We start from the raw sequence: 17,916 nt of genomic DNA on the forward strand, positions 1-17,916 counted from the left end.
CAAAAGTCGGGCATCTCCACCCATGCTATACCCCCTAGGGTGTTTTGACTACCCCCGGGGGTATCTGTAATACTCGGTGGGGTATTCACGTTTACCTATCGAGAGGCCAGTAATGACTTCCCCTTCCACGGCTCCAGCCGTTACCGCCCTTGCCCCGGTGGCCCTGCGAACCTGGATCGCCGAGCACCAGGACCTGATGGTGATCGATGTGCGTTCGGCCGCCGAGTTCGAGTCCTTGCACATCAAGGGCTCATACAACGTGCCACTGCCTTTGCTTTCCGAGCACACCAACGAGCTCGCCGCGAAGCTGGGCTCTCGCGTGGTTCTGGTGTGCCAATCGGGAGCGCGCGCCGAACAGGCACGCCAGCGCCTCGGCAAATCAGGGATCGACGGCGCCTACGTCCTGAGGGGCGGTGTTCCCGGGTTCGCTGCCGCGGGCGGCGATGTTGTCAAGGGCAAGGACCGCTGGGACCTGGAGCGCCAGGTTCGCCTGGCTGCAGGTTCCTTGGTGGTACTGGGCCTGGCCGGGGGCAGGTTCGTCTCTCCCAAGGTGCGCATGCTGGCCGGGGCTATCGGAGCCGGCCTGACGTTCTCGGCCGCTACCAACACGTGCGCCATGGGCACAGTCCTCTCTGCCATGCCGTGGAACAAGACCGCCACGGAGCCCACCCGCGAAAGCGCCATCCTGCCGCTTCCCGCACCGACGCTTGAAGAGGACGCCGCGGCATGATTCCGGCCCTGGTTCTGGGGCTCGTCGTCGGGATCGTCCTGGGCGTGGTGGGCGGCGGCGGGTCGATCATCGCCGTTCCGGCCCTGGTGTACGGGGTGGGCATGAGCCCGGCCCAGGCCATTCCCACCTCGCTGCTGGTGGTGGGGGTGTCCTCGCTGGCCGCCCTGCTGCCCCGGGTCCGGGAGGGCCTGAATTGGCCGGTTATCGCACTGGTCGGGACTGCCGGCATTCCAGCAGCCTGGGGCGGAGCCGCCGTAGGCCGACTGTTGGACCCCAATATCCTGATGCTGGCCTTCGCCGTGATCATGGTGGCAGCAGGCATCCGAATGCTTAGCAGATCCCGCGAAACCGAGGGATCCTGCAGCACCGGCCCACATAGGTCCCTCCGGTCCTGCGCTCCAAAGGCGGTCGGGATAGGGCTGCTCGTGGGCTTCCTCATCACCCCCGCGCTGACCATCTTCCTGGGGCTGCGCATGAAGCAGGCCGTCGGAACGTCCCTGGCGATCATCGTCATCAATTCCGCTGCCGGATTCAGTGCCCACGCTGCCGGTTACACCATCGACTGGGACACCACCATGGCGTTCGCGGTCCCGGCCATTCTGGGCTCCCTCGTCGCCGCCAGGCTGGCCCGCCGCCTGAAGGACAAACACATCCGCATCTCATTCGCGGTACTCATCTTCGCCGTCGCGGTATGGGTCACCGCCGGCACCGTCACCGCCGGCACCGTCACCGCCTGACCACACCAAAAGGAGAACACCATGGGACTGATCGATTCCCTCAAAAAGGCCTTCAGCAAGCCCTACAGAACCATAAGCGTCGCCCAGGCCAAGGAGCTCCTGGCCTCGGGCGCCACACTGATCGATGTCAGGTCCGCCCAAGAATGGGGCACCGGACGCGCGCCCCAAGCCAAGCACGTCCCCCTGGACCGACTGCAGGCCAGCCAGGCGGGGATCCAGAAAACCCGGCCCGTGATCGCCGTGTGCGCCTCCGGAGTTCGGTCCGCTTTCGCGGCCCGGCTGCTCGCTGCGAAAGGCTACGAGGCCTACTCGCTGCGCGGCGGCATGGCGGCCTGGCGCCAGGCCGGCGAACCCGTCCGCTGACGACAGCCCACAATATTTCGAAGGAGAATCCAATGGCCGAAATCACCATCACCGAAGCCGAGCAGAGGCGCTCTACCGCCCGCATCCTCGATGTCCGCGAGGACTTTGAAGTCGCCGACGGCATGGTCCCCGGCGCCCTGCACATCCCCATGGGCCAGCTGCAGGAACGTCTCTCCGAACTGGACCCGGCAGTCCCCGTCATCGTGGTCTGCCGCAGCGGCAACCGCAGCGCCGCCGTGGCTGACGCCCTCAACGGCGCCGGCTTTTCGGCGGACACCATGGCCGGCGGCATGATCGTCTGGACCCGCGCCGGCCTCCCCACCACCTAAGCCTGCAATCCCGCCACCAACCACTAAAGACAACACCCGAAAGGACAACACGCTGGTCTTCTCCCAGCCCGGAGCCCTCAACGCCACCGGCCTGGAAGAGATCGCCCAGGCAGTAAAGAACCTGGACATGGACAAGCTCCGGGCTGATGAAGCCCAGCACCTCGCCTAACGCACGCACGGAGTACCGCGCACATATCCCTCTACGAGCACACCGAAGAATTTCCCTCCACCCCTATCCGAAGGAGAGCACCAGATGCTTATCGAGCGCATTTACGACGAAGACCTCGCCCAGGCCAGCTACCTGATTGGCTGCCAGGCCAAGGGTGAAGCGATTGTTGTCGATGGCCGCCGCGACATCGCGGTGTACCAGGATCTCGCCGCAAAGAACGGCATGAAAATCATTGCCGTCACCGAAACCCACATCCACGCCGACTACCTCTCCGGCACCCGTGAACTTGCCGCCGCCACCGGCGCGAAGATCTATGTCTCCGGTGAAGGCGGCCCGGACTGGCAGTACGCATTCGACGGCGAACGCCTCTACGACGGCGACACGATCACCTTGGGCAACATCAGCATCCAGGCCGTGCACACACCGGGCCACACCCCCGAGCACCTGTCCTTCCTGGTCACGGACGGCGCGTTCAGCGACCAGCCCGGCTACCTGCTCTCCGGCGACTTCGTCTTCTCCGGGGACCTGGGCCGTCCGGACTTGCTTGATGAGGCGGCCGGCGGTGTGGACACACGCTTCCTCGGCGCCAAGCAGCTCTTCGTCAGCCTGCAGGATAAGTTCCTGACCCTGCCGGACTATGTCCAGGTCCACCCGGCCCACGGCGCCGGCAGTGCCTGCGGCAAGGCCCTCGGTGCGATTCCGTCTTCCACGGTGGGCTACGAGCGGCTCTACGCCTGGTGGGCCCCCTACCTCGCCTCGAATGACGAGCAGGGCTTCATCGACGAACTCCTCGACGGCCAGCCCGACGCCCACGCTTACTTCGGGCGGATGAAGCGCGAAAACCGTGAAGGTCCGGCCGTCATGGGTGAGCGTATGCCCCTCACGGAGCTGGACACCGTCGACGTCGTGACGAATCTGGCCGCGGACACGGTCACGTTCATCGACACCCGTCCCAACAGCGAAGTCCATGAGGGAACCGTTACGGGCTCCCTGAACGTCCCCGCCGGAAAGTCCGTGGCCAGCTACGGCGCCTGGGTGGTGAACCCTGAGACGGACAAGAACCCGCTGGTGCTGCTGGCAGCAGACCAGGAGCAGGCCCAGGAGATGTGGGACCACATGGTCCGGGTCGGCATCGACAACGTCGCCGGCTACCTCACCAGCATTGACGGGCTGCCCACGACCACCCCGAAGCTGATCAAGCCCAAGGAACTCGACGGCTTCGATGCCGCCATGGTGCTGGATGTCCGCAACAAGACCGAACACACCGCCGGACACATCCCCGGCTCCCACCAGCTCAGCGGCGGACGCGTCATGTGGCATCTGGACCAGCTCCCGGCCGAAGGCACCATCGTGAGCTATTGCCAGTCCGGTGTCCGGAACTCCGTCGCGGCGAGCGCCCTGCGCCGCGCCGGGTACGACGTCGTCGAACTCGACGGCAGTTACGCAGCCTGGACCATGTGGCAGCAGACACAGCAGAACGCCGTCGCAGCAAATTAACCCCAAACTGTCCGGGCAGGTCCCCCCTCCGGCCCGGGCACCCAGCCCGGGCGCGTCCCCCATGCGCCCGGGCACCTTTATGACCCCACCATGAACGGAGCACCGCGAATGCCGGGAAGCACACTCCCTCGCCATAGCCCAGGATCCACGGGAGCCGTGCTGGGTCTTCGGCAGAATCTGGCGCAGTTCATGCTGCTGGTGGCAGTTAACGCCCTGGTGGGCGGGACCCTCGGGCAGGAACGCACTGTCCTGCCCCTGCTCGCTTCCCAGACATTCCACCTGGACTTATACACAAGCGGGCTGACCTACATTCTCGCCTTCGGTCTGTCCAAGGCCGCGACGAACTACTTCGCGGGAACCTTCTCTGACCGGTATGGCCGCAGACCGGTCCTCGTCGCAGGATGGCTTGTAGCAATCCCGGTACCGATCATGCTCATCTTCGGGCCGTCCTGGGGATGGATTATTGCGGCGAACGTGTTCCTGGGCATCAGCCAAGGCCTGACCTGGTCCGCGGCAGTGATCATGAAGATGGACCTCGTGGGACCGAAGCAACGCGGCTTAGCCATGGGCCTGAACGAAGCGGCAGGCTACCTTGGGGTCGCCGTCACTGCCCTGGCTACCGGTTACATTGCCTCCGCGTACGGCCTCCGCCCCGGCCCCTTCCTCCTCGGGGCCGTGTACATTGCCCTCGGTTTAGGGCTATCTGTCCTGATCGTGCGCGAAACCCACCACCACGCCAGGACTGAAGCCTCCCAGCACGTCAGTGCGCACGCCGGACTCACCACCGGCCAGGTGTTCGCGCTCACAAGTTTCAAGGATCGGTCACTCTCCGCTGCCAGCCAAGCTGGCCTGGTGAATAACCTCAACGACGGCCTCGCCTGGGGCCTCTTCCCGATCTTGTTCGTCAGCTCCGGGCTAAGCTTGAACCAGGTAGGCATCCTGGCTGCCGTCTACCCCGCGGTCTAGGGCGCCGGACAGCTTTTCGCCGGGGCCGCCTCAGACCGGTGGAGCCGCAAGTGGCTCATCGTGGCCGGTATGCTCGTGCAGGCCGTGGGACTCGGGATAGTCGCCGCAGCCCACAGCTTCGGACCCTGGCTCGTGGGCGCAGTCCTCCTGGGAATGGGAACGGCAATGGTCTACCCCGCACTCCTGGCCGCAATCGGAGACGTCTCACACCCCGCCTGGCGTGCACGCTCCGTCGGGGTCTACCGACTCTGGCGCGACGGTGGCTTCGCGGTCGGAGCCCTGTTGTCGGGAATCATCGCCGACGCCTTCGGCATCCCGGCCGCGGTCGCCGTCGTCGCCGTCCTCACGGCAGCATCCGGCATCCTCGTGGCCATCCGGATGCGCGGCACCGACCACGAAACGTCCATCTAGACCTGGACCAGGACTATGGCAAACAAAACGAGAAGGCTCGCGGCGGTCCCCAGTCCACAGGGCAGACGTCAAAACACTTTGCTCCGGGCATCTGGCGTGCAGCAAAAGCCCCGGGGCGATCTGTGCTTCGATTGCCGCATGCGAAGTCAGCCGGGGTGCAGCTTCAGCCTCCAGAATGCAGGGACCTTCAGGAGGTCGGCGATGAACCCACCGGCAGGGTCGCGATGATGACCATCAGGAACGGTGCCGCCGGGACCGGCGCCACCAACACCGGCATCAACCCTTCCCGTTTCCGTTGCCGGGCTTCGACAGGGCTGTCGAGGGCTGGGGCGCAGAACCGCCGATGAGGTTCTGCGGCGGGGCGTCGAAGTCACCGTGGTCGTAGAGACCGACGACCTGCTGCATGTACTGTGCCCACTGTGGTCCGGCGATGTAAGCGCCGTCGACCAGGGGGTAGTATCTGCCGTTGACCGTGATGTCGCGTCCGAGCCGCGAAGGACCGCCGTTGAAAGGGTCTCCGAAGAAGGACGCCGTTGCCAGGCCTTTCGTGTAGCCGAGGACCCAAGTCTGGTTGTTGTACTGGTTGGTGCCGGTCTTGGCGGCGTCCGGGACGCCGAGCTTCTGCGGGATGAGCAGGCCAGAGCCCTTGGTGAGGACGTCTTGGAGGACATTGGTGGTGGCCTTCGCGACATCCGGTTTCAGGGCGTTCGGCTGGCACGCGGACGTCTGCCCGCCGATTCTCTTGCCCGCGGCGTCGTCGACCTCGGCGATCGAGATGGGTGCGCAGTACGTGCCGTCCGCGGCGAATGTTGCGAAGGCGTTCGCCATCGTCAGGGGGGCGACGTTCTGGCTGCCCAGGATGTTGCCCAGGGTCGAGAGGTCGATCTTCTTGTCGTTCCCGTCGCCCAGGTGCAGGCCTATGGCGTCGGCGGCCCGCTGGACGTCGCAGAAGTCGTTCAGGCCGGCGAGGGACGCGAACGTCGCTGTGTTGATTGAATTGTAGATGCCCTCGCGGACGGACATGGGCCGGTACCAGCCGGGTTCGTCGTTCTGGAGGTCTGTAGAGGGTGGAAGAGTGCTGTCGAACCAGCCATGGACGGGGCCGCATGTCGTCTTCCACGGATAGTTGACGCCGTAGCGCCGCCTCGACGCATCGACAATCTGGTTCGTCGTTTTGCCCTCGCCGAGCCACGCCGCGAGGGTCACGGGCTTCATGGTCGAACCGGGCTGCATGCCGCCCACGCCGCCCAGGTCGTTGCCGTTGGCGTCCGCGCGGTCGACGTTGAAGTTGTAGGTCGAGACGAAGTCGGTGCCCTGGCCGGCGAGCGTGCGCGAGTTCTGCGCCATCGCGAGGACCTTGCCTGTGCCGGGCTGGACCGTCACGAGGGAGGCGCCCCATTTGTCCGGGTTCGCTCCTGTCGTGGCGTCGACCTGCGCCTGGGCGGGACCTTGGAGGCGCGGGTCCAAGGTGGTCTTGATGGTCAGGCCGCCGCGCATGATCTTCTGGATCCGGTCCTCCTGTGTCGCGCCATAGGCCGGGTCGTTCTGGATCTGGTGGAGGACGTAGTCGCAGAAATACTGAGCCTGGACGGCGTAGGCGCAGCCCTGCTTGGGCGGGTTGACCTTGAGCTGGATCGGGGTGTTGACGGCGTCGTCGTGTTGCTGCCGGTTGATGTAGCCGTGCTGGAGCATCGCGTCGAGCACCAGGTCCCGCCGCGTCCTGGACGCCTCGGGGTGCTGGGTCGGGTCGAACAGCGAGGGGCCGTTGACCAGGCCGGCGAGCAGGGCCGCCTGGGGCACGGTGAGGTCCTTGGCGTCGACGGAGAAGAAGTACTGGCTGGCGGCCTGGATGCCGTAGGCGTTGGCGTTGAAGCCGACGATGTTGAGGTAGCCTGCGAGGACCTGGTCCTTCGTGAACTGCTTCTCGAGGGCGATGGCGAGCTTCATCTCCCGGAGTTTGTCGTTGATGCTCTTCTGGCCGTTGAGCACGACCTGGGCGTCCTTGCCCTGGGCGATGAGGTTCTCGTTGAGCACGTTGGTCACGTACTGCTGGGTCAGCGTGGAGGCACCCTGCCGGGCCCCGCCGCTGTTCGTCACGAGGGCGCGCAGGATGCCGGTAGGGTCGATGCCCCCGTGCTGGTAGAAGCGGTAATCCTCGATCGCGACGATCGCGTTCTTGATGTTGGGGGACATCTGCTCGAGGGGAACCTGGGTCCGGTTCTCGTTGAACAGCGTCGCGATCTGGGATCCGTCTGCCGCGAGGACCCTCGTCACCTGCCCGGGAGGGGCCACGGTCAGCTCGCTGGGCAGTCCGTTGAAGAACTGGACCGAGCCGTTCGCCGCGATCCCGGCCACGGCCGCGGCGGGCACCATCAGGCCAGCCACAAGCACCCCGCAGACGGCGCTCACGCCGAGGAAGACCAGGATCCGGCCGAGCGTTGTTCCCGTGTCCACGAGCGGGTTCCTGCCGGAGGCCGCGGCAGCCGGCGCGGGGTTCCCGGCCGGATTGGACCCCGCACCGCGCGGGAGCACGCCTCGTCCACGGGGCCAACGCCGAATTCGTATCCGATTGAACATATCTTCCTCAGGTTCTCTGGCGATGGATCGTGTTGGTTATCGGGTCTGGTGCCCCGCACCTCTCAAGCGCCCGGGTTCCTAGGCTGGGCACATCCGGGGTGCTGGGACGCGGGAGCCCGACACGCCGCCCTGGGTAGCCTTCCCGGTCTCCCAGCCCCCTCGATGGCCTCAGCCGTACGGTGCCGAACGGGCAAGCCGGTGGAGGCATCGTGGCACAGACTGTGCCGGCCGCGACGAAGGCAAGGAACTTTCCCCAGAAGGTGCCTTTCATGAGCATCAAGACATTCCTTCGGTGAGCGTTGTCTGCGCGGCGGAGTCCCCGGGCACGGCCATCGAGCGTCTGCGCCGGAACAGCAGGGCAAACGCGACGGCACCCGCAAGGAAGATCAGGGCGGCAACCCAGGTGTTCACTCGGAGCCCCAGAATCAGGTTTGCATAGTCGGAGCGCATCAGTTCAAAAGCGAAGCGTCCCGCCGTGTATCCGGCAACATACAGGGAGAATACGCTTCCCGCCCCGAGAGTGAAGCGCCGGTCCACATACAAAAGAAGCAGCCCGACGACGACGCACCACAGCGATTCGTAGAGGAATGTTGGCTGGAAATAGCCCAGGACCACCGGAGCACCGGAGGGATCGGTCACCGCTGACCCAGTCGCAAGGTCCATCTGGTGGATCTGGAGTTTCCACGGCAGGGCCGTCGGATCCCCGTAGAGCTCGTTGTTGAACCAGTTGCCCCACCGGCCCAGGGCCTGGGCAAAAACCACCGCCGGTGCCACCGCGTCCAGGAACGCAACCAAAGATACCTGCGCCCTGCGGCAGCCGATCCACGCCCCCGCTACCCCCAGGGCCACGGCGCCCCAGATCCCCAGGCCGCCATCCCAGATGGCAAAGGCATTCCATGGATTCTTCCCCGGTAAGAAGTAAAGCTCAGGGTCGGTGATGACGTGGTAGATCCGGCCCCCGATGATCCCTGCGGGCACCGCCCAAAGGCAAATGTCCAGCACCTGCCCGGTCTGGCCGCCCCGGGCGGTCCAACGCCTCGAAGTGAGCCAGACGGCCAGACCGATCCCGGCGATGATGCACAGGGCGTAGAAATGGATCGTCAGGGGGCCCACGTGAAAGGCGCTCACCGTCGGGGACGGAATGAATGAATCACTGGAAGTCATGAAGGTTCGGGATCCTGTTCGGGAGGTTAGGGCAAAAACAGTCTTGCTCGGCAACCTTATGGTCAGCCGAGTTCCGGACGGCCTTCCGGATCCGGAACAGCCCTGGGGCGGGCGCGCCGTCCCAGGAATGACAGTACGGCTGCCACGGCACTCAGGACCGCGAAGAGTGCCACGGCCATCCGAAATCCGAGTCCGGGAAGCGGGGCCGCTCCCCCGCTGTTGCCCATGGCGTTAGCGAGGGAGTACGCGACGGCGCCCAGGGCGACGCCAAGGGAGGTTCCGACGCCCCTGGTCATGTTCAACACTCCACTGACCATGCCCGCCTGGTGGTCGTGTCCGGCCGCTGCCACGGACGCGTTGTTGGCCGGGGTGAATAGGCCCAGGCCAAGCCCCATGGCCGCGAGGGCGGCTGCCGTGACCCACAAATCGCGGGGGGAAAAGACCAGCACGGCCAGCGCGGCCGTGACCAGTCCCATGCCGGCCGATGCCGGCAACCGGGCCCCGAACCGGTCCGCGAGCAGGCCTGCAACGGGCGCGACGAGACCCAGCGCGACTGGCAGGACCGTCAGCAACAGTCCGGCCTGGGCAGGGGGAAGGGAATACTCGGACTCCAGATGGAGGGGCGTGACGAACAGGACCCCGAACAACACGAGATAGCCCAGCAGGCCCGTTGCCACGCCCCGGCTGAAGCTCCCCGACTTGAACAGCGACAGGTCCACCAAAGGGTGTCTTGCCCGGCGCTCCCGCATGACAAAGAAGGCGAAAAGAACCAGCGATGCCCCCAGCAGTCCGAGAGCAACGGAGTTGCCGAAGCCGAGCCTGGCCGCCTCCGACAAAGCCAGGAGCAGGGCGCCGACGGCCGGCATGAGGGCAACCAGCCCCAGCCAGTCCAGTCGGGCACGGGGGGCCTTGACGTGGGTGCGCGGCAGCAGGAACCAGCCCAGCAGCAACCCGATGACCCCTGCCGGGATATTGACGAAGAACACCCACCGCCACCCGCCCAGGCCGATGAGGAGTCCGCCGACCGAGGGGCCCATGGCCAGGCCGATGGCCTGGGCGGCGCCCTGGAGGCCGATGGCCTTGCCGAGTTTCCCTGCGGGCATGCTGGTCCGGATCAGGGCAACACTGTTGGCCTGCAGCATGGCCGCACCGACTGCCTGGACGGCCCTGGCGACCAGGAGCCAGGTGATGTCGGGGGCAAGCGCGCAACCCAGGGACGCGAGGGTGAACAGCGCGAACCCATAGGTGTAGAGCAGCTTCCGCCCCACCATGTCCGCCAGTCGGCCGACCGCAGAGATGCTTCCCACGAGCACCAGAAGATAGATCAACGCCACCCACTCCACCTGGGCGAGCGAGGCGTTCATGTCAGTCCTGATGGCCGGCACCGCCAAGGTCACGATGCTGGCATCCAGCTGGCCCATGAACGCGCCGATACACACCGTTGCCACGACCAACCACGGGGCACCGGGCCGTCGCCGGATCCAGTCAGGCCTGGCCGGTTCCCTCCACAGCTTCCCCCAGCCGGTGGGTGAAGCTGCAGTGAAAGGGGCCGCCCCTGAAGAAATTTGTTCGGTCACAGAACTATTCTATAAGGGGAATACCGGGATAGGCTAATGGCATGAACCCCGTCAATGCATCCGCCCCGGCCACCGACCCGACGGCCCCTGAGTACGCGGGCGCCGATGCCTGGTCCCTGACCGGCGTGATCACCCGCCTGCGGCGGGTCCTGCGCTCGAGCGTTCGGCAGGAGTTCCCTTGGGAATCGCTGCCCATGGCCCAGGTGGAGGTTCTTCAGCGTCTTGCCGATGAGCCCGGCATGGGCGTCAGTGATCTGGCTGACCGTCAACGGCTGGCGACCAACACGGTCAGCAGCCTCGTCCAGCAGATGGTGACCGCAGGGCTGCTCGAACGCACGCCCCGTCCGGGGGACCGCCGGGCCGTGAACTTGAGCCTGACGCAGACCGGTACGGAGATATTGGCAGCATGGCAGGCCGCCAACGACCGAAGACTCGGCCAAGCCCTGGAACGGCTCCCGGAGGCCTATCAGAACGTAATAGAAAACGCCGTCCCGGCCCTGGCTGCCCTCGCTGCCCTGCTGGAAACCGAAGACCAGACCCAGAACCGGGCCCGGCAAAACGGGACCCGGCCGTGACAGGCACTCCCGCGTCGGCAGATACTGGCCCGTTCTCCTGCTCGACGTCTCATAGGTCATCGTCCTTCTCGTCCTCGCCCTGACGCCACCCGCCGACCCCTGATGGTGGATCCTGACCGTCCTCTGGACCGCCGCCGCCTTCGATCACTGGGAGTCGCGCAGCCGCCAGTGGCTTCGATCCGCGCTTCACGCTGGCCAACACCGTGCGGCGCGGGAGCGGATCTGCGCCGACCTCGCTGCCACACACCAGAGGACCGAAGAGCAATGATTGACACCCTCGCCAACGAGGACATCGCCATGGGAGCAAGGAACGACGACGGCGGGCCGCCCGGTACCGGAAAGACCACCACCTTCCGCGGTCAGGGCGGGCGTGGGAAGCAGAGTTCGGAGTTGGCATTGTGGTCGGATTGGCGCCAGCGGGGGCGAGCGGCGACGTTCTTGGACGACGACGCACGAGGCACCCGACAACACCTCGCTGGGGAGGCATTCGGAAAGTAGCTCGATCCGTTTCCGGTGGATGGCTACCTCAGAACGCAAAACCAAAAGAGCCCCTGATCTGCGTTTCAGCACCTCAGGGGCTCTTTTCGGGTAGGGCTACTCGGACTTGAACCGAGGACCTTAGGATTATGAGTCCCGCGCTCTAACCAGCTGAGCTATAGCCCCGTAAAGTGTCTGGAAAGCTTCCTCATGAAGTTCCCCGGGCCAAGACACTCTAGCAATAATAGTCATCCCGAAGGCTCAGGCGCACACCGACTAGATGACCTTGTCCTCGTAAGACGCCCCGCGGTAGAGATCCTCGAACGTCTGCAGGGTGCCTTCGATGCTGTGCGGCTCCACCATGGCGCGGCTGGCCTTGCCCATGGCTTCGAGCTCGCCAGCCGGCAGACGAAAGAGCTCGGTGATCCTGGCTGCCAATTCCTTGCTGTCGCCAGGGGTGAAAAGATGCCCGTTCTCACCTTCGCGGACAAGATGCGGCAGGGCCATCGCATTGGCGAGGAGAACCGGCGTCGACGCCGACATTGCCTCAAGCGTCACGAGTGACTGCAGTTCCGCCGTTCCGGGCATGCAGAACAAGTCAGCGCGAATGTACGCCTGCCTCAGGTCCTCATCGCTCGCCAGGCCCAGGAACCTGACCCGCTCCCCCAGGCCCAGGCGCTTCGCTTGGGCCTCCAACGCACCACGGACCTCGCCGCCGCCGACAATTTCAAGATGCACATTGAGTTCGGCAGGTGTCTTGGAGACGGCGTCGATCAGGACATCCACGTGCTTCTCTTCGGCAAGGCGGCCGACGAAAAGAACGGTGGGGTTGGGATTCGGCTCGAGTTCTTCGCCCGGCTTCAGTTCATAAGCAGCCGCGTCAATACCGTTGGACAAAGGCAGGACCTTGCGAAGGAAAGCATGCTGGTGCATGGCCTTCGCTGCCAGCGGCGTGGGAGTGGTGACGACGTCGGCCTGGCCCATGACCTTGCCCATGTCTTTCCATGAGACTCGCCCGATAATGTCCTTGAACCACTGCGGGAACGGCAAGAACGGGTTCAGGTTTTCCGGCATGAAGTGGTTGGTGGCTATGATCCGGATGCCGCGCTTCTTCGCCTCGTAAAGAACGTGCTCGCCGATCATGTAATGGCTTTGGATATGAACGACGTCGGGCTGAACCTTGTCGAAGAGCAGCCGGATGTCGTTCTTGATTTCCCACGGGTAGCAGATGCGGAAGTACTCGTGCGTAAAGACTCCGTGGGACTTCAAGCGGTGCACCGTGCCTTCATCACAGAACTCGGCGAAGCTCTTGCCGTTGTCTGCCCGGCAGGCGAGCACGTGGACGTCGTGGCCCCGCGCCTTCATGCCTTTGGCAAGCCGGTAACCGAACTGAGCAGCACCGTTGACCTGCGGGCGGTAGGTCTCCGCCGCAATCAGGATGGTGAGGGGTTTGTTGGTTTCGGGAATGGTCACGTGGAGAACTCCTGATGGTCACGGTGCGAACATCGCAAAACGTCTGGCCTTGCGGTGTCTTCGCCGGTTGCCTGCCGCGGGTGTGCGGGGCACGGTTATCGAACTTTGCCCTAGGCCTTCCGGCTTGCTGCCGCCTTCGCGTCACGTTTCCGCTTGGTGACCTCGGGATGGTGCCGGCTCAGGGCAATAACCCCCACGATAGCAAGGGAAGCGGCCACAGCCATGCCGATTCCCACCACGGCGTGGACATCGGGACGAAGCTCACCCAAAATGGCGATCCCGATGGCGATCCCGACAATGGGGTCGACCACGGTCAGGCCTGCGATCACCAAATCGGGCGGCCCCCCGGAGTAGGCATTCTGCACGAACCACGAACCGAGCCCGCCTGCGGCCACAATGGCTACCACCGTGTACCACTGCACGTTGAGCAGAAAGTGCCCGTTCGGGTCCAGCAGGTGCCTGCCGATGATGCGCGTCAGCACCGCGACGAATCCGAACAGCACTCCGGCACCCAAAATGTACACAAATGCGCTCAAGCGGTGCCGGAACATGACAGCCAAAGTTCCAAAGAGCCCAACCGCGAGGGTCAATAGGAGCACGATGGTAATTTCGTCCTCGCCGCTGACGTGGTGGTTTTCCTGGGTGGCGTTGACGGCGAGCAGGACGAACATTGCCGAGCCCGTCACGCAAGCCGAAATGGCTACCACGGTGCCCCGATTGATGCTGAGCCCCTGGTCCTTCGCGTTGACCACGGTGGTGATGACCAACGCGATGGCACCGATGGGCTGCACCACCGTCAGGGGTGCCGACACCAGCGCGATAGCGTTCATTCCCATGCCCAAGCACAGCAACAGCAGGCCAAACATCCAGCGCGGATTCCGGAGAAGCCTCAGAAAGCCCTTGGAACTCAGGGTAAGGCCACCGGTGTCGGCTTTGACAGCGCTGCCCTGCCGCTGGGCGCCAATGGCAAGGCAAAAGGCGCCAAGCACCGCAAGAAGGACTGCAACCCAGACCATCAGGGACGACCGCCGTCGTTGGCTTTGAGCTCTTTGCCCTTGCGGAGGATCGCCCAGAAATAGTTGTAGGCAGCCACCCAATGCCCCGCGAGCCCCAGGCCCAGGCAGATCCAGGCGATCGCGAAGTATGCCCCGGCGAAGGGAACCTCGAGTCTGGAAAAGACCAGAAGCGGCGTACCCAGAAGGAGGAATGCCGTCCGGATCTTGCCGATCCTGCTCACCGGAAGGTCGGGATGGCTATGGAAATAGAACAACGATGCCGTGGCAAGGACGGCGTCGGGCACCACAAGGGCAGCCAGGTACCACCAATCCACCACCCCGGCGATGGCGAGCGTGACAGCGACGGTGATGAGTGCCAGGCGGTCCGCCACGGGATCGAGGATGCGGCCCAGCTTGGAGGCCTGATTGAAGCGCCGCGCGACGTAGCCGTCAACCCAGTCCGTGCCGCCCATGATCGCGAGGACCAGCACTGCGAAACCGTACTGCCGCTGCCACAGCACCAGCCAGACGAACAGCGGAACGCCCATGAAGCGCAACACCGTCAGGAAATTGGGGACGGTGAAGATGAGATCGTGGTCGATCTGCGGCTTACCGGGGCGCGCGCCCGCACCGATGAATTTCATCTGTCCCCCTTTCCGTCGTCCGCGGCTGACGTTGATGCTCGCCGTTCCGATTACTTCTTGAACAGCTTCCGCAGTCCCACTGCAGCCACCGTGGCAGAGGCGGCGAAGAGGAACAGATCCTTCCACCGCGCGGCGAGCCGCTTCGGAAGTCCGGCAGGAACCTTCTCGCCGAAATCTGCGAGCTTCTCGGCAGCAAACCGGCGTCCGTCGTGGAGCTTGTGCCCGGCAACGTCGAGGAAGGCCTTCCCCTGGGTCTTGACGTCGAGTTCGACACCGAGCTGATCGCGAACGTCGGCGAGGTGTTCGCGACGCTGCTCCAGCCGGCGGAGCAGCTCTGATTCGCTCGGGGCTGGGGGGTGCTCGGCTTTGTGTGCCTCGGCCTTGGCCGCTTTTTCGGCCTTGGCCTTTTCGGCTGCGGCGGCTTTCACTGCTTCCGCAGCTTTGTACGCCTCCGACGATGGGTCGAGGATGCTGGCGTCGAAAGCCGTGCCTTCCTTGACGATGCCCAGATCGTGTTTGATGCCGCGGATGGTCTTCTCAGGCACAAGCGGCATGGCCCCCTTGACCGTGCGGAACGCGATGAGCGCTCCGATGAGAATGATCAACAAGAACGCCGCAGCGACGGCCAGCGCTGCCAACCACGGGGGCATGACGGTGGCCAGGCCAAGGATAGCCGCCACCACCAAGGCGATGACGAGCAAGGAGAGAAAGATCAATGCAACGCCCGCAAATGCGCCGGCGACCCCCAGCTTTTTGCCTTTGCCCTTAAGCTCAAGCTTGGCCATGCTGATTTCATCGTTGAGCTGCCGCGGCGCCAGCCGGGCCGCAAGTTTCAGGGTATCCGGCAACGCCGACATTCCCTGGCGTTGGCCAGCCTGGCCGCTGTGACGTCCGCTCATAGGTTCCGCCTCACTGCTTCCTTCTTGCTCCTACCCGCCTCCGGCACGGAGACGAATACACCGCCCACGCACACCTGTCCACAAAACTACCATTCAGCTTCAGCCTCAACTTCCGGGAGGGTCCCGCGGCGCGCCCCCGCACACCTGATAAATATGATCTGCCACACATAGGATTGATAATCGTGAACACTCCCCCTGTCCCGGGCGAATTCCTGAGCCGACGCGAAAAACTCCTCTACATCGTGCTGCTTGGTGCATTGACCGCTCTGGGCCCGTTTACGGTGGACCTCTATCTGCCGGCGTTTCCCGCGCTTGAGCATCACTTCGACGTCTCAGCTGCTGCGATCCAACTCACATTGACAGGCACAACGGTGGGCTTTGCCATCGGGCAACTGATGGTGGGGCCGTTCAGCGACAAGTTCGGACGCCGCATGCCCTTGATCCTTGCAACGGCCCTGCACATCGGTTCCTCCCTCGGCGCAGCATTGTCTACGGACATCAACACGCTTGCCCTGTTCCGTGTCCTCATGGGCGTCGGTGCCGCTGGCGGCGGCGTAGTGGCCATGGCCATGGTCCGGGACCTCTTCGCGGGCTATGCCATGGTGCGGATGTTCTCCCGGATGTCGCTGGTGAACGGCCTCGCTCCGATCCTGGCCCCGATCATCGGTTCCCAACTGCTGTTGGTGATGCCTTGGCCCGGGATTTTCTACTTCTTGGCCACCTACGGAATCCTGGTGTTCGTCGCCGCGGTATTCCTTATACGGGAAACGTATCCTGCCGAGCTCCGTCGGCAAACGACGTCGACGGCGGGCCAACGCTACAGAGCGGTGTTGACCGACCGGGTTTTCGTGGGGATGCTGCTGGTCGGCGGATTCAACTTCGGTGGGCTGTTCGCATATCTCTCGGCGTCGACCTTCCTGTTCCAACAGGTCTACAACTTCTCCCCGCAGGAATACGGCCTGCTGTTCGGCGTCAACTCCTTGGGTATCGTCGCCGGCGTCCAGATCAGCTCCAGGGTCATCAAGCACGTGGCGCCCCAATGGATCCTGGCCTTTGCCACGGCATGGATGCTACTGATGGCCGCGCTGATTGTGGCGTTCGGCCTGTGGGGCTTCGGCCTGTGGGGCGTCATAGTCCCGCTATGGTTCTACATCTTCGCCACCGGGTTCATGTTCCCCTGTGTCCAGGTGATTGCCTTGGCCAACCACGGAGCGCAGGCCGGAACCGCCGCCTCCTTGCTGGGCGCCTCGAACTTCCTGATGGCCGGCATCATTCCCCCGGTGGTTGGCTCGCTGGGCGTCGGCTCCGCCATTCCCATGGGGGCCGTCCAGGCAGTCTGCCTCGCATGCGCTGTGGCGGCCCTCTGGCTTGTGGTGCGGCCTCGTTCCGTCCCCTCCATCCACTGATGCGCCAGGCCCCGGCTTCCGTGCGGGCAAGTAGGCTCAAACCATGACGCGCAAACCACACCGCAACGGCCGGGGACTTTTCCTCGGAGCGATACTGGGCGCCGTCGTCGGATTCTTCCTGGGCCGCGGGGCCGGAAACCCGGTGTTTGGAGCCCTGCTAGGTGCCGTCGTCGCCTCCGCGATCCTCTATCGGATCAATCCCGGACCATGGAAGCGGGACTAGGCAGCCCTCCGTGGGTTCGGGGCCTGTTGCCGGTCATAGCCCGGCGATAAAGTTGAGATGTGCCCCGTTGGCAGGAACTCCAACCTATTCCAGCCCCATGGCAGCGCAGGGATGACGGCATCCTCCCGCTGTGGTGGGACCGTCTGTGCACAGTGACGAGCCCGCAATCCGCAGCCCTCTATGCGGCCGGGCTTTTCACCGAGGACCGCCGCCGCCCGATTGCCCAATGGTTCAATCCGAGCAATGGAGCGGCCCTGCTCGTCGCTCCGGAGACCTCTCCCGAATGGCCAGTCCAACGCTTCGGAATCTTCTACGCACCCCCCGGCGGCGGATTCACCCGCGTCCACTCCGCAGCCCACGAATGGCACCCGCGGGAGCCCAGGACCCCGCCCACCGAGGATGATGCCTTCCAGTCCGCCGTGACCGAAGCGGCGAGATTCCTGCAAGTTGAGATGGACTTCGTCTAAGCAAAAAAGTAGGCCCCGCACCGATCATCCAGGTGCGGGGCCTTCGCGCTCCTCCGACTGGACTTGAACCAGTAACCCTTCGATTAACAGTCGAATGCTCTGCCAATTGAGCTACGGAGGAATGAAGCGGTTATGACTTTAGCAAAGGTTTTGCCTCAAGTGAAATCGAGACAAAGCCATGGCAGACACCCGGAAAATACCCCTCCAGGGTATCGCCCTTGCTACGGAGATTGCCGC

19 protein-coding genes, 2 tRNA genes and 2 pseudogenes are annotated in these 17,916 nt (G+C 64.4%); 12 read left to right on the plus strand and 11 right to left on the minus strand.

The genetic code is table 11. The annotated features are described in order from the left end of the window. Positions 1-112 precede the first annotated feature (112 nt). From ABD884_RS15785 to ABD884_RS15815, 7 genes and pseudogenes are all read left to right on the plus strand, one after another. Entirely contained in the window at positions 113-730 is a 618-nt protein-coding gene (locus ABD884_RS15785) for a rhodanese-like domain-containing protein (RefSeq protein WP_345047637.1), read from the plus strand. Then, complete coding sequence (locus ABD884_RS15790) at positions 727-1,467, plus strand: sulfite exporter TauE/SafE family protein (RefSeq protein WP_345047642.1); 741 nt, start codon at positions 727-729, stop codon at positions 1,465-1,467. Before ABD884_RS15785 ends, ABD884_RS15790 begins: the two co-directional genes overlap by 4 nt. A 21-nt stretch (positions 1,468-1,488) precedes the next feature. Beyond that, positions 1,489-1,830, plus strand: coding sequence for a rhodanese-like domain-containing protein (locus ABD884_RS15795; RefSeq protein WP_345047645.1), 342 nt, complete (start codon positions 1,489-1,491; stop codon positions 1,828-1,830). Between the two features lie 32 nt (positions 1,831-1,862). Beyond that, positions 1,863-2,159 (plus strand): rhodanese-like domain-containing protein, encoded by a 297-nt coding sequence (locus ABD884_RS15800; protein WP_345047648.1) that lies wholly within the window; start codon positions 1,863-1,865, stop codon positions 2,157-2,159. A 40-nt stretch (positions 2,160-2,199) separates the two neighbouring features. Further along, positions 2,200-2,328, plus strand: a pseudogene (locus ABD884_RS15805) (thiol reductase thioredoxin); the annotation flags it as partial. An 84-nt stretch (positions 2,329-2,412) separates the two neighbouring features. Further along, on the plus strand, positions 2,413-3,825 hold the full coding sequence (locus tag ABD884_RS15810) for an MBL fold metallo-hydrolase (RefSeq protein WP_345047653.1): 1,413 nt from the start codon (positions 2,413-2,415) through the stop codon (positions 3,823-3,825). Between the two features lie 108 nt (positions 3,826-3,933). Continuing rightward, positions 3,934-5,202 (plus strand): annotated as a pseudogene (locus ABD884_RS15815) (MFS transporter). 276 nt (positions 5,203-5,478) lie between these two features. Here ABD884_RS15815 and ABD884_RS15820 read toward each other — a convergent pair. The 4 genes from ABD884_RS15820 to ABD884_RS15835 all read right to left on the minus strand — a co-directional run bounded on the left by ABD884_RS15820 (position 5,479) and on the right by ABD884_RS15835 (position 10,520). Then, the gene (locus tag ABD884_RS15820; RefSeq protein ID WP_345047660.1) at positions 5,479-7,779 is read right to left on the minus strand and encodes a transglycosylase domain-containing protein; all 2,301 of its coding nucleotides are present in this window, start codon (positions 7,777-7,779) and stop codon (positions 5,479-5,481) included. Between the two features lie 7 nt (positions 7,780-7,786). Continuing rightward, positions 7,787-8,056: a hypothetical protein gene (locus tag ABD884_RS15825; protein ID WP_345047666.1), complete on the minus strand. Its 270-nt coding sequence runs from the start codon at positions 8,054-8,056 to the stop codon at positions 7,787-7,789. After that, a complete protein-coding gene (gene lgt, locus ABD884_RS15830; protein WP_345047668.1) occupies positions 8,056-8,943 on the minus strand; it encodes a prolipoprotein diacylglyceryl transferase in 888 nt (295 codons plus the stop codon). Before lgt ends, ABD884_RS15825 begins: the two co-directional genes overlap by 1 nt. A 62-nt stretch (positions 8,944-9,005) precedes the next feature. Then, complete coding sequence (locus ABD884_RS15835; RefSeq protein WP_345047673.1) at positions 9,006-10,520, minus strand: DHA2 family efflux MFS transporter permease subunit; 1,515 nt, start codon at positions 10,518-10,520, stop codon at positions 9,006-9,008. Positions 10,521-10,561: 41 nt separating this feature from the next. Between ABD884_RS15835 and ABD884_RS15840 the strand changes: the two genes are divergently transcribed. Continuing rightward, positions 10,562-11,095: a MarR family winged helix-turn-helix transcriptional regulator gene (locus tag ABD884_RS15840; RefSeq protein ID WP_345047677.1), complete on the plus strand. Its 534-nt coding sequence runs from the start codon at positions 10,562-10,564 to the stop codon at positions 11,093-11,095. Between the two features lie 49 nt (positions 11,096-11,144). Here the strand turns inward: ABD884_RS15840 and ABD884_RS15845 are convergent, their stop codons facing one another. After that, positions 11,145-11,360, minus strand: a complete 216-nt coding sequence (locus ABD884_RS15845; protein ID WP_345047679.1) for a hypothetical protein — start codon at positions 11,358-11,360, stop codon at positions 11,145-11,147. Here ABD884_RS15845 and ABD884_RS15850 point away from each other — a divergent pair. Continuing rightward, positions 11,360-11,593: a hypothetical protein gene (locus tag ABD884_RS15850; protein ID WP_345047682.1), complete on the plus strand. Its 234-nt coding sequence runs from the start codon at positions 11,360-11,362 to the stop codon at positions 11,591-11,593. The genes ABD884_RS15845 and ABD884_RS15850 overlap by 1 nt on opposite strands. A gap of 91 nt (positions 11,594-11,684) precedes the next feature. Here the strand turns inward: ABD884_RS15850 and ABD884_RS15855 are convergent. From ABD884_RS15855 to ABD884_RS15875, 5 genes are all read right to left on the minus strand, one after another. After that, a tRNA-Ile gene (locus ABD884_RS15855) sits at positions 11,685-11,758 on the minus strand. Between the two features lie 90 nt (positions 11,759-11,848). Further along, complete coding sequence (locus ABD884_RS15860) at positions 11,849-13,045, minus strand: glycosyltransferase (RefSeq protein ID WP_345047685.1); 1,197 nt, start codon at positions 13,043-13,045, stop codon at positions 11,849-11,851. A gap of 110 nt (positions 13,046-13,155) precedes the next feature. Further along, positions 13,156-14,061 carry a DMT family transporter gene (locus ABD884_RS15865; protein ID WP_345047687.1) on the minus strand — a complete coding sequence of 302 codons (906 nt, stop codon included), beginning with the start codon at positions 14,059-14,061 and terminating at the stop codon, positions 13,156-13,158. Continuing rightward, a complete protein-coding gene (locus ABD884_RS15870) occupies positions 14,061-14,684 on the minus strand; it encodes a CDP-alcohol phosphatidyltransferase family protein (RefSeq protein ID WP_028266538.1) in 624 nt (207 codons plus the stop codon). Before ABD884_RS15870 ends, ABD884_RS15865 begins: the two co-directional genes overlap by 1 nt. 50 nt (positions 14,685-14,734) lie before the next feature. Next, positions 14,735-15,583: a phage holin family protein gene (locus ABD884_RS15875; protein ID WP_345047692.1), complete on the minus strand. Its 849-nt coding sequence runs from the start codon at positions 15,581-15,583 to the stop codon at positions 14,735-14,737. Between the two features lie 176 nt (positions 15,584-15,759). Between ABD884_RS15875 and ABD884_RS15880 the strand changes: the two genes are divergently transcribed. From ABD884_RS15880 to ABD884_RS15890, 3 genes are read left to right on the plus strand one after another with little or no spacing between them, the layout of a single operon-like run. After that, positions 15,760-16,989 carry a multidrug effflux MFS transporter gene (locus tag ABD884_RS15880; protein WP_345054911.1) on the plus strand — a complete coding sequence of 410 codons (1,230 nt, stop codon included), beginning with the start codon at positions 15,760-15,762 and terminating at the stop codon, positions 16,987-16,989. 43 nt (positions 16,990-17,032) lie between these two features. After that, on the plus strand, positions 17,033-17,212 hold the full coding sequence (locus ABD884_RS15885) for a hypothetical protein (protein WP_028266535.1): 180 nt from the start codon (positions 17,033-17,035) through the stop codon (positions 17,210-17,212). Between the two features lie 59 nt (positions 17,213-17,271). Beyond that, on the plus strand, positions 17,272-17,679 hold the full coding sequence (locus tag ABD884_RS15890) for a hypothetical protein (RefSeq protein WP_345047698.1): 408 nt from the start codon (positions 17,272-17,274) through the stop codon (positions 17,677-17,679). A gap of 48 nt (positions 17,680-17,727) precedes the next feature. Here ABD884_RS15890 and ABD884_RS15895 read toward each other — a convergent pair. Further along, positions 17,728-17,800 (minus strand) — tRNA-Asn (locus ABD884_RS15895). Positions 17,801-17,916: the final 116 nt, after the last annotated feature.

The sequence above is a fragment of the Arthrobacter methylotrophus genome (assembly GCF_039539965.1).
Taxonomy (GTDB): Bacteria; Actinomycetota; Actinomycetes; order Actinomycetales; family Micrococcaceae; genus Arthrobacter; species Arthrobacter methylotrophus.

What these genes read in the sequence shown, in the direction of transcription:
- ABD884_RS15785 (WP_345047637.1), top strand. Translation starts at nt 113, where the DNA reads ATGACTTCCCCTTCCACGGCTCCAGCCGTTACCGCCCTTGCCCCGGTG.
- ABD884_RS15790 (WP_345047642.1), top strand. Translation starts at nt 727, where the DNA reads ATGATTCCGGCCCTGGTTCTGGGGCTCGTCGTCGGGATCGTCCTGGGC.
- ABD884_RS15795 (WP_345047645.1), top strand. Translation starts at nt 1,489, where the DNA reads ATGGGACTGATCGATTCCCTCAAAAAGGCCTTCAGCAAGCCCTACAGA.
- ABD884_RS15800 (WP_345047648.1), top strand. Translation starts at nt 1,863, where the DNA reads ATGGCCGAAATCACCATCACCGAAGCCGAGCAGAGGCGCTCTACCGCC.
- ABD884_RS15810 (WP_345047653.1), top strand. Translation starts at nt 2,413, where the DNA reads ATGCTTATCGAGCGCATTTACGACGAAGACCTCGCCCAGGCCAGCTAC.
- ABD884_RS15820 (WP_345047660.1), bottom strand. Translation starts at nt 7,779, where the DNA reads ATGTTCAATCGGATACGAATTCGGCGTTGGCCCCGTGGACGAGGCGTG.
- ABD884_RS15825 (WP_345047666.1), bottom strand. Translation starts at nt 8,056, where the DNA reads ATGCTCATGAAAGGCACCTTCTGGGGAAAGTTCCTTGCCTTCGTCGCG.
- lgt (WP_345047668.1), bottom strand. Translation starts at nt 8,943, where the DNA reads ATGACTTCCAGTGATTCATTCATTCCGTCCCCGACGGTGAGCGCCTTT.
- ABD884_RS15840 (WP_345047677.1), top strand. Translation starts at nt 10,562, where the DNA reads ATGAACCCCGTCAATGCATCCGCCCCGGCCACCGACCCGACGGCCCCT.
- ABD884_RS15850 (WP_345047682.1), top strand. Translation starts at nt 11,360, where the DNA reads ATGATTGACACCCTCGCCAACGAGGACATCGCCATGGGAGCAAGGAAC.
- ABD884_RS15865 (WP_345047687.1), bottom strand. Translation starts at nt 14,061, where the DNA reads ATGGTCTGGGTTGCAGTCCTTCTTGCGGTGCTTGGCGCCTTTTGCCTT.
- ABD884_RS15870 (WP_028266538.1), bottom strand. Translation starts at nt 14,684, where the DNA reads ATGAAATTCATCGGTGCGGGCGCGCGCCCCGGTAAGCCGCAGATCGAC.
- ABD884_RS15875 (WP_345047692.1), bottom strand. Translation starts at nt 15,583, where the DNA reads ATGAGCGGACGTCACAGCGGCCAGGCTGGCCAACGCCAGGGAATGTCG.
- ABD884_RS15885 (WP_028266535.1), top strand. Translation starts at nt 17,033, where the DNA reads ATGACGCGCAAACCACACCGCAACGGCCGGGGACTTTTCCTCGGAGCG.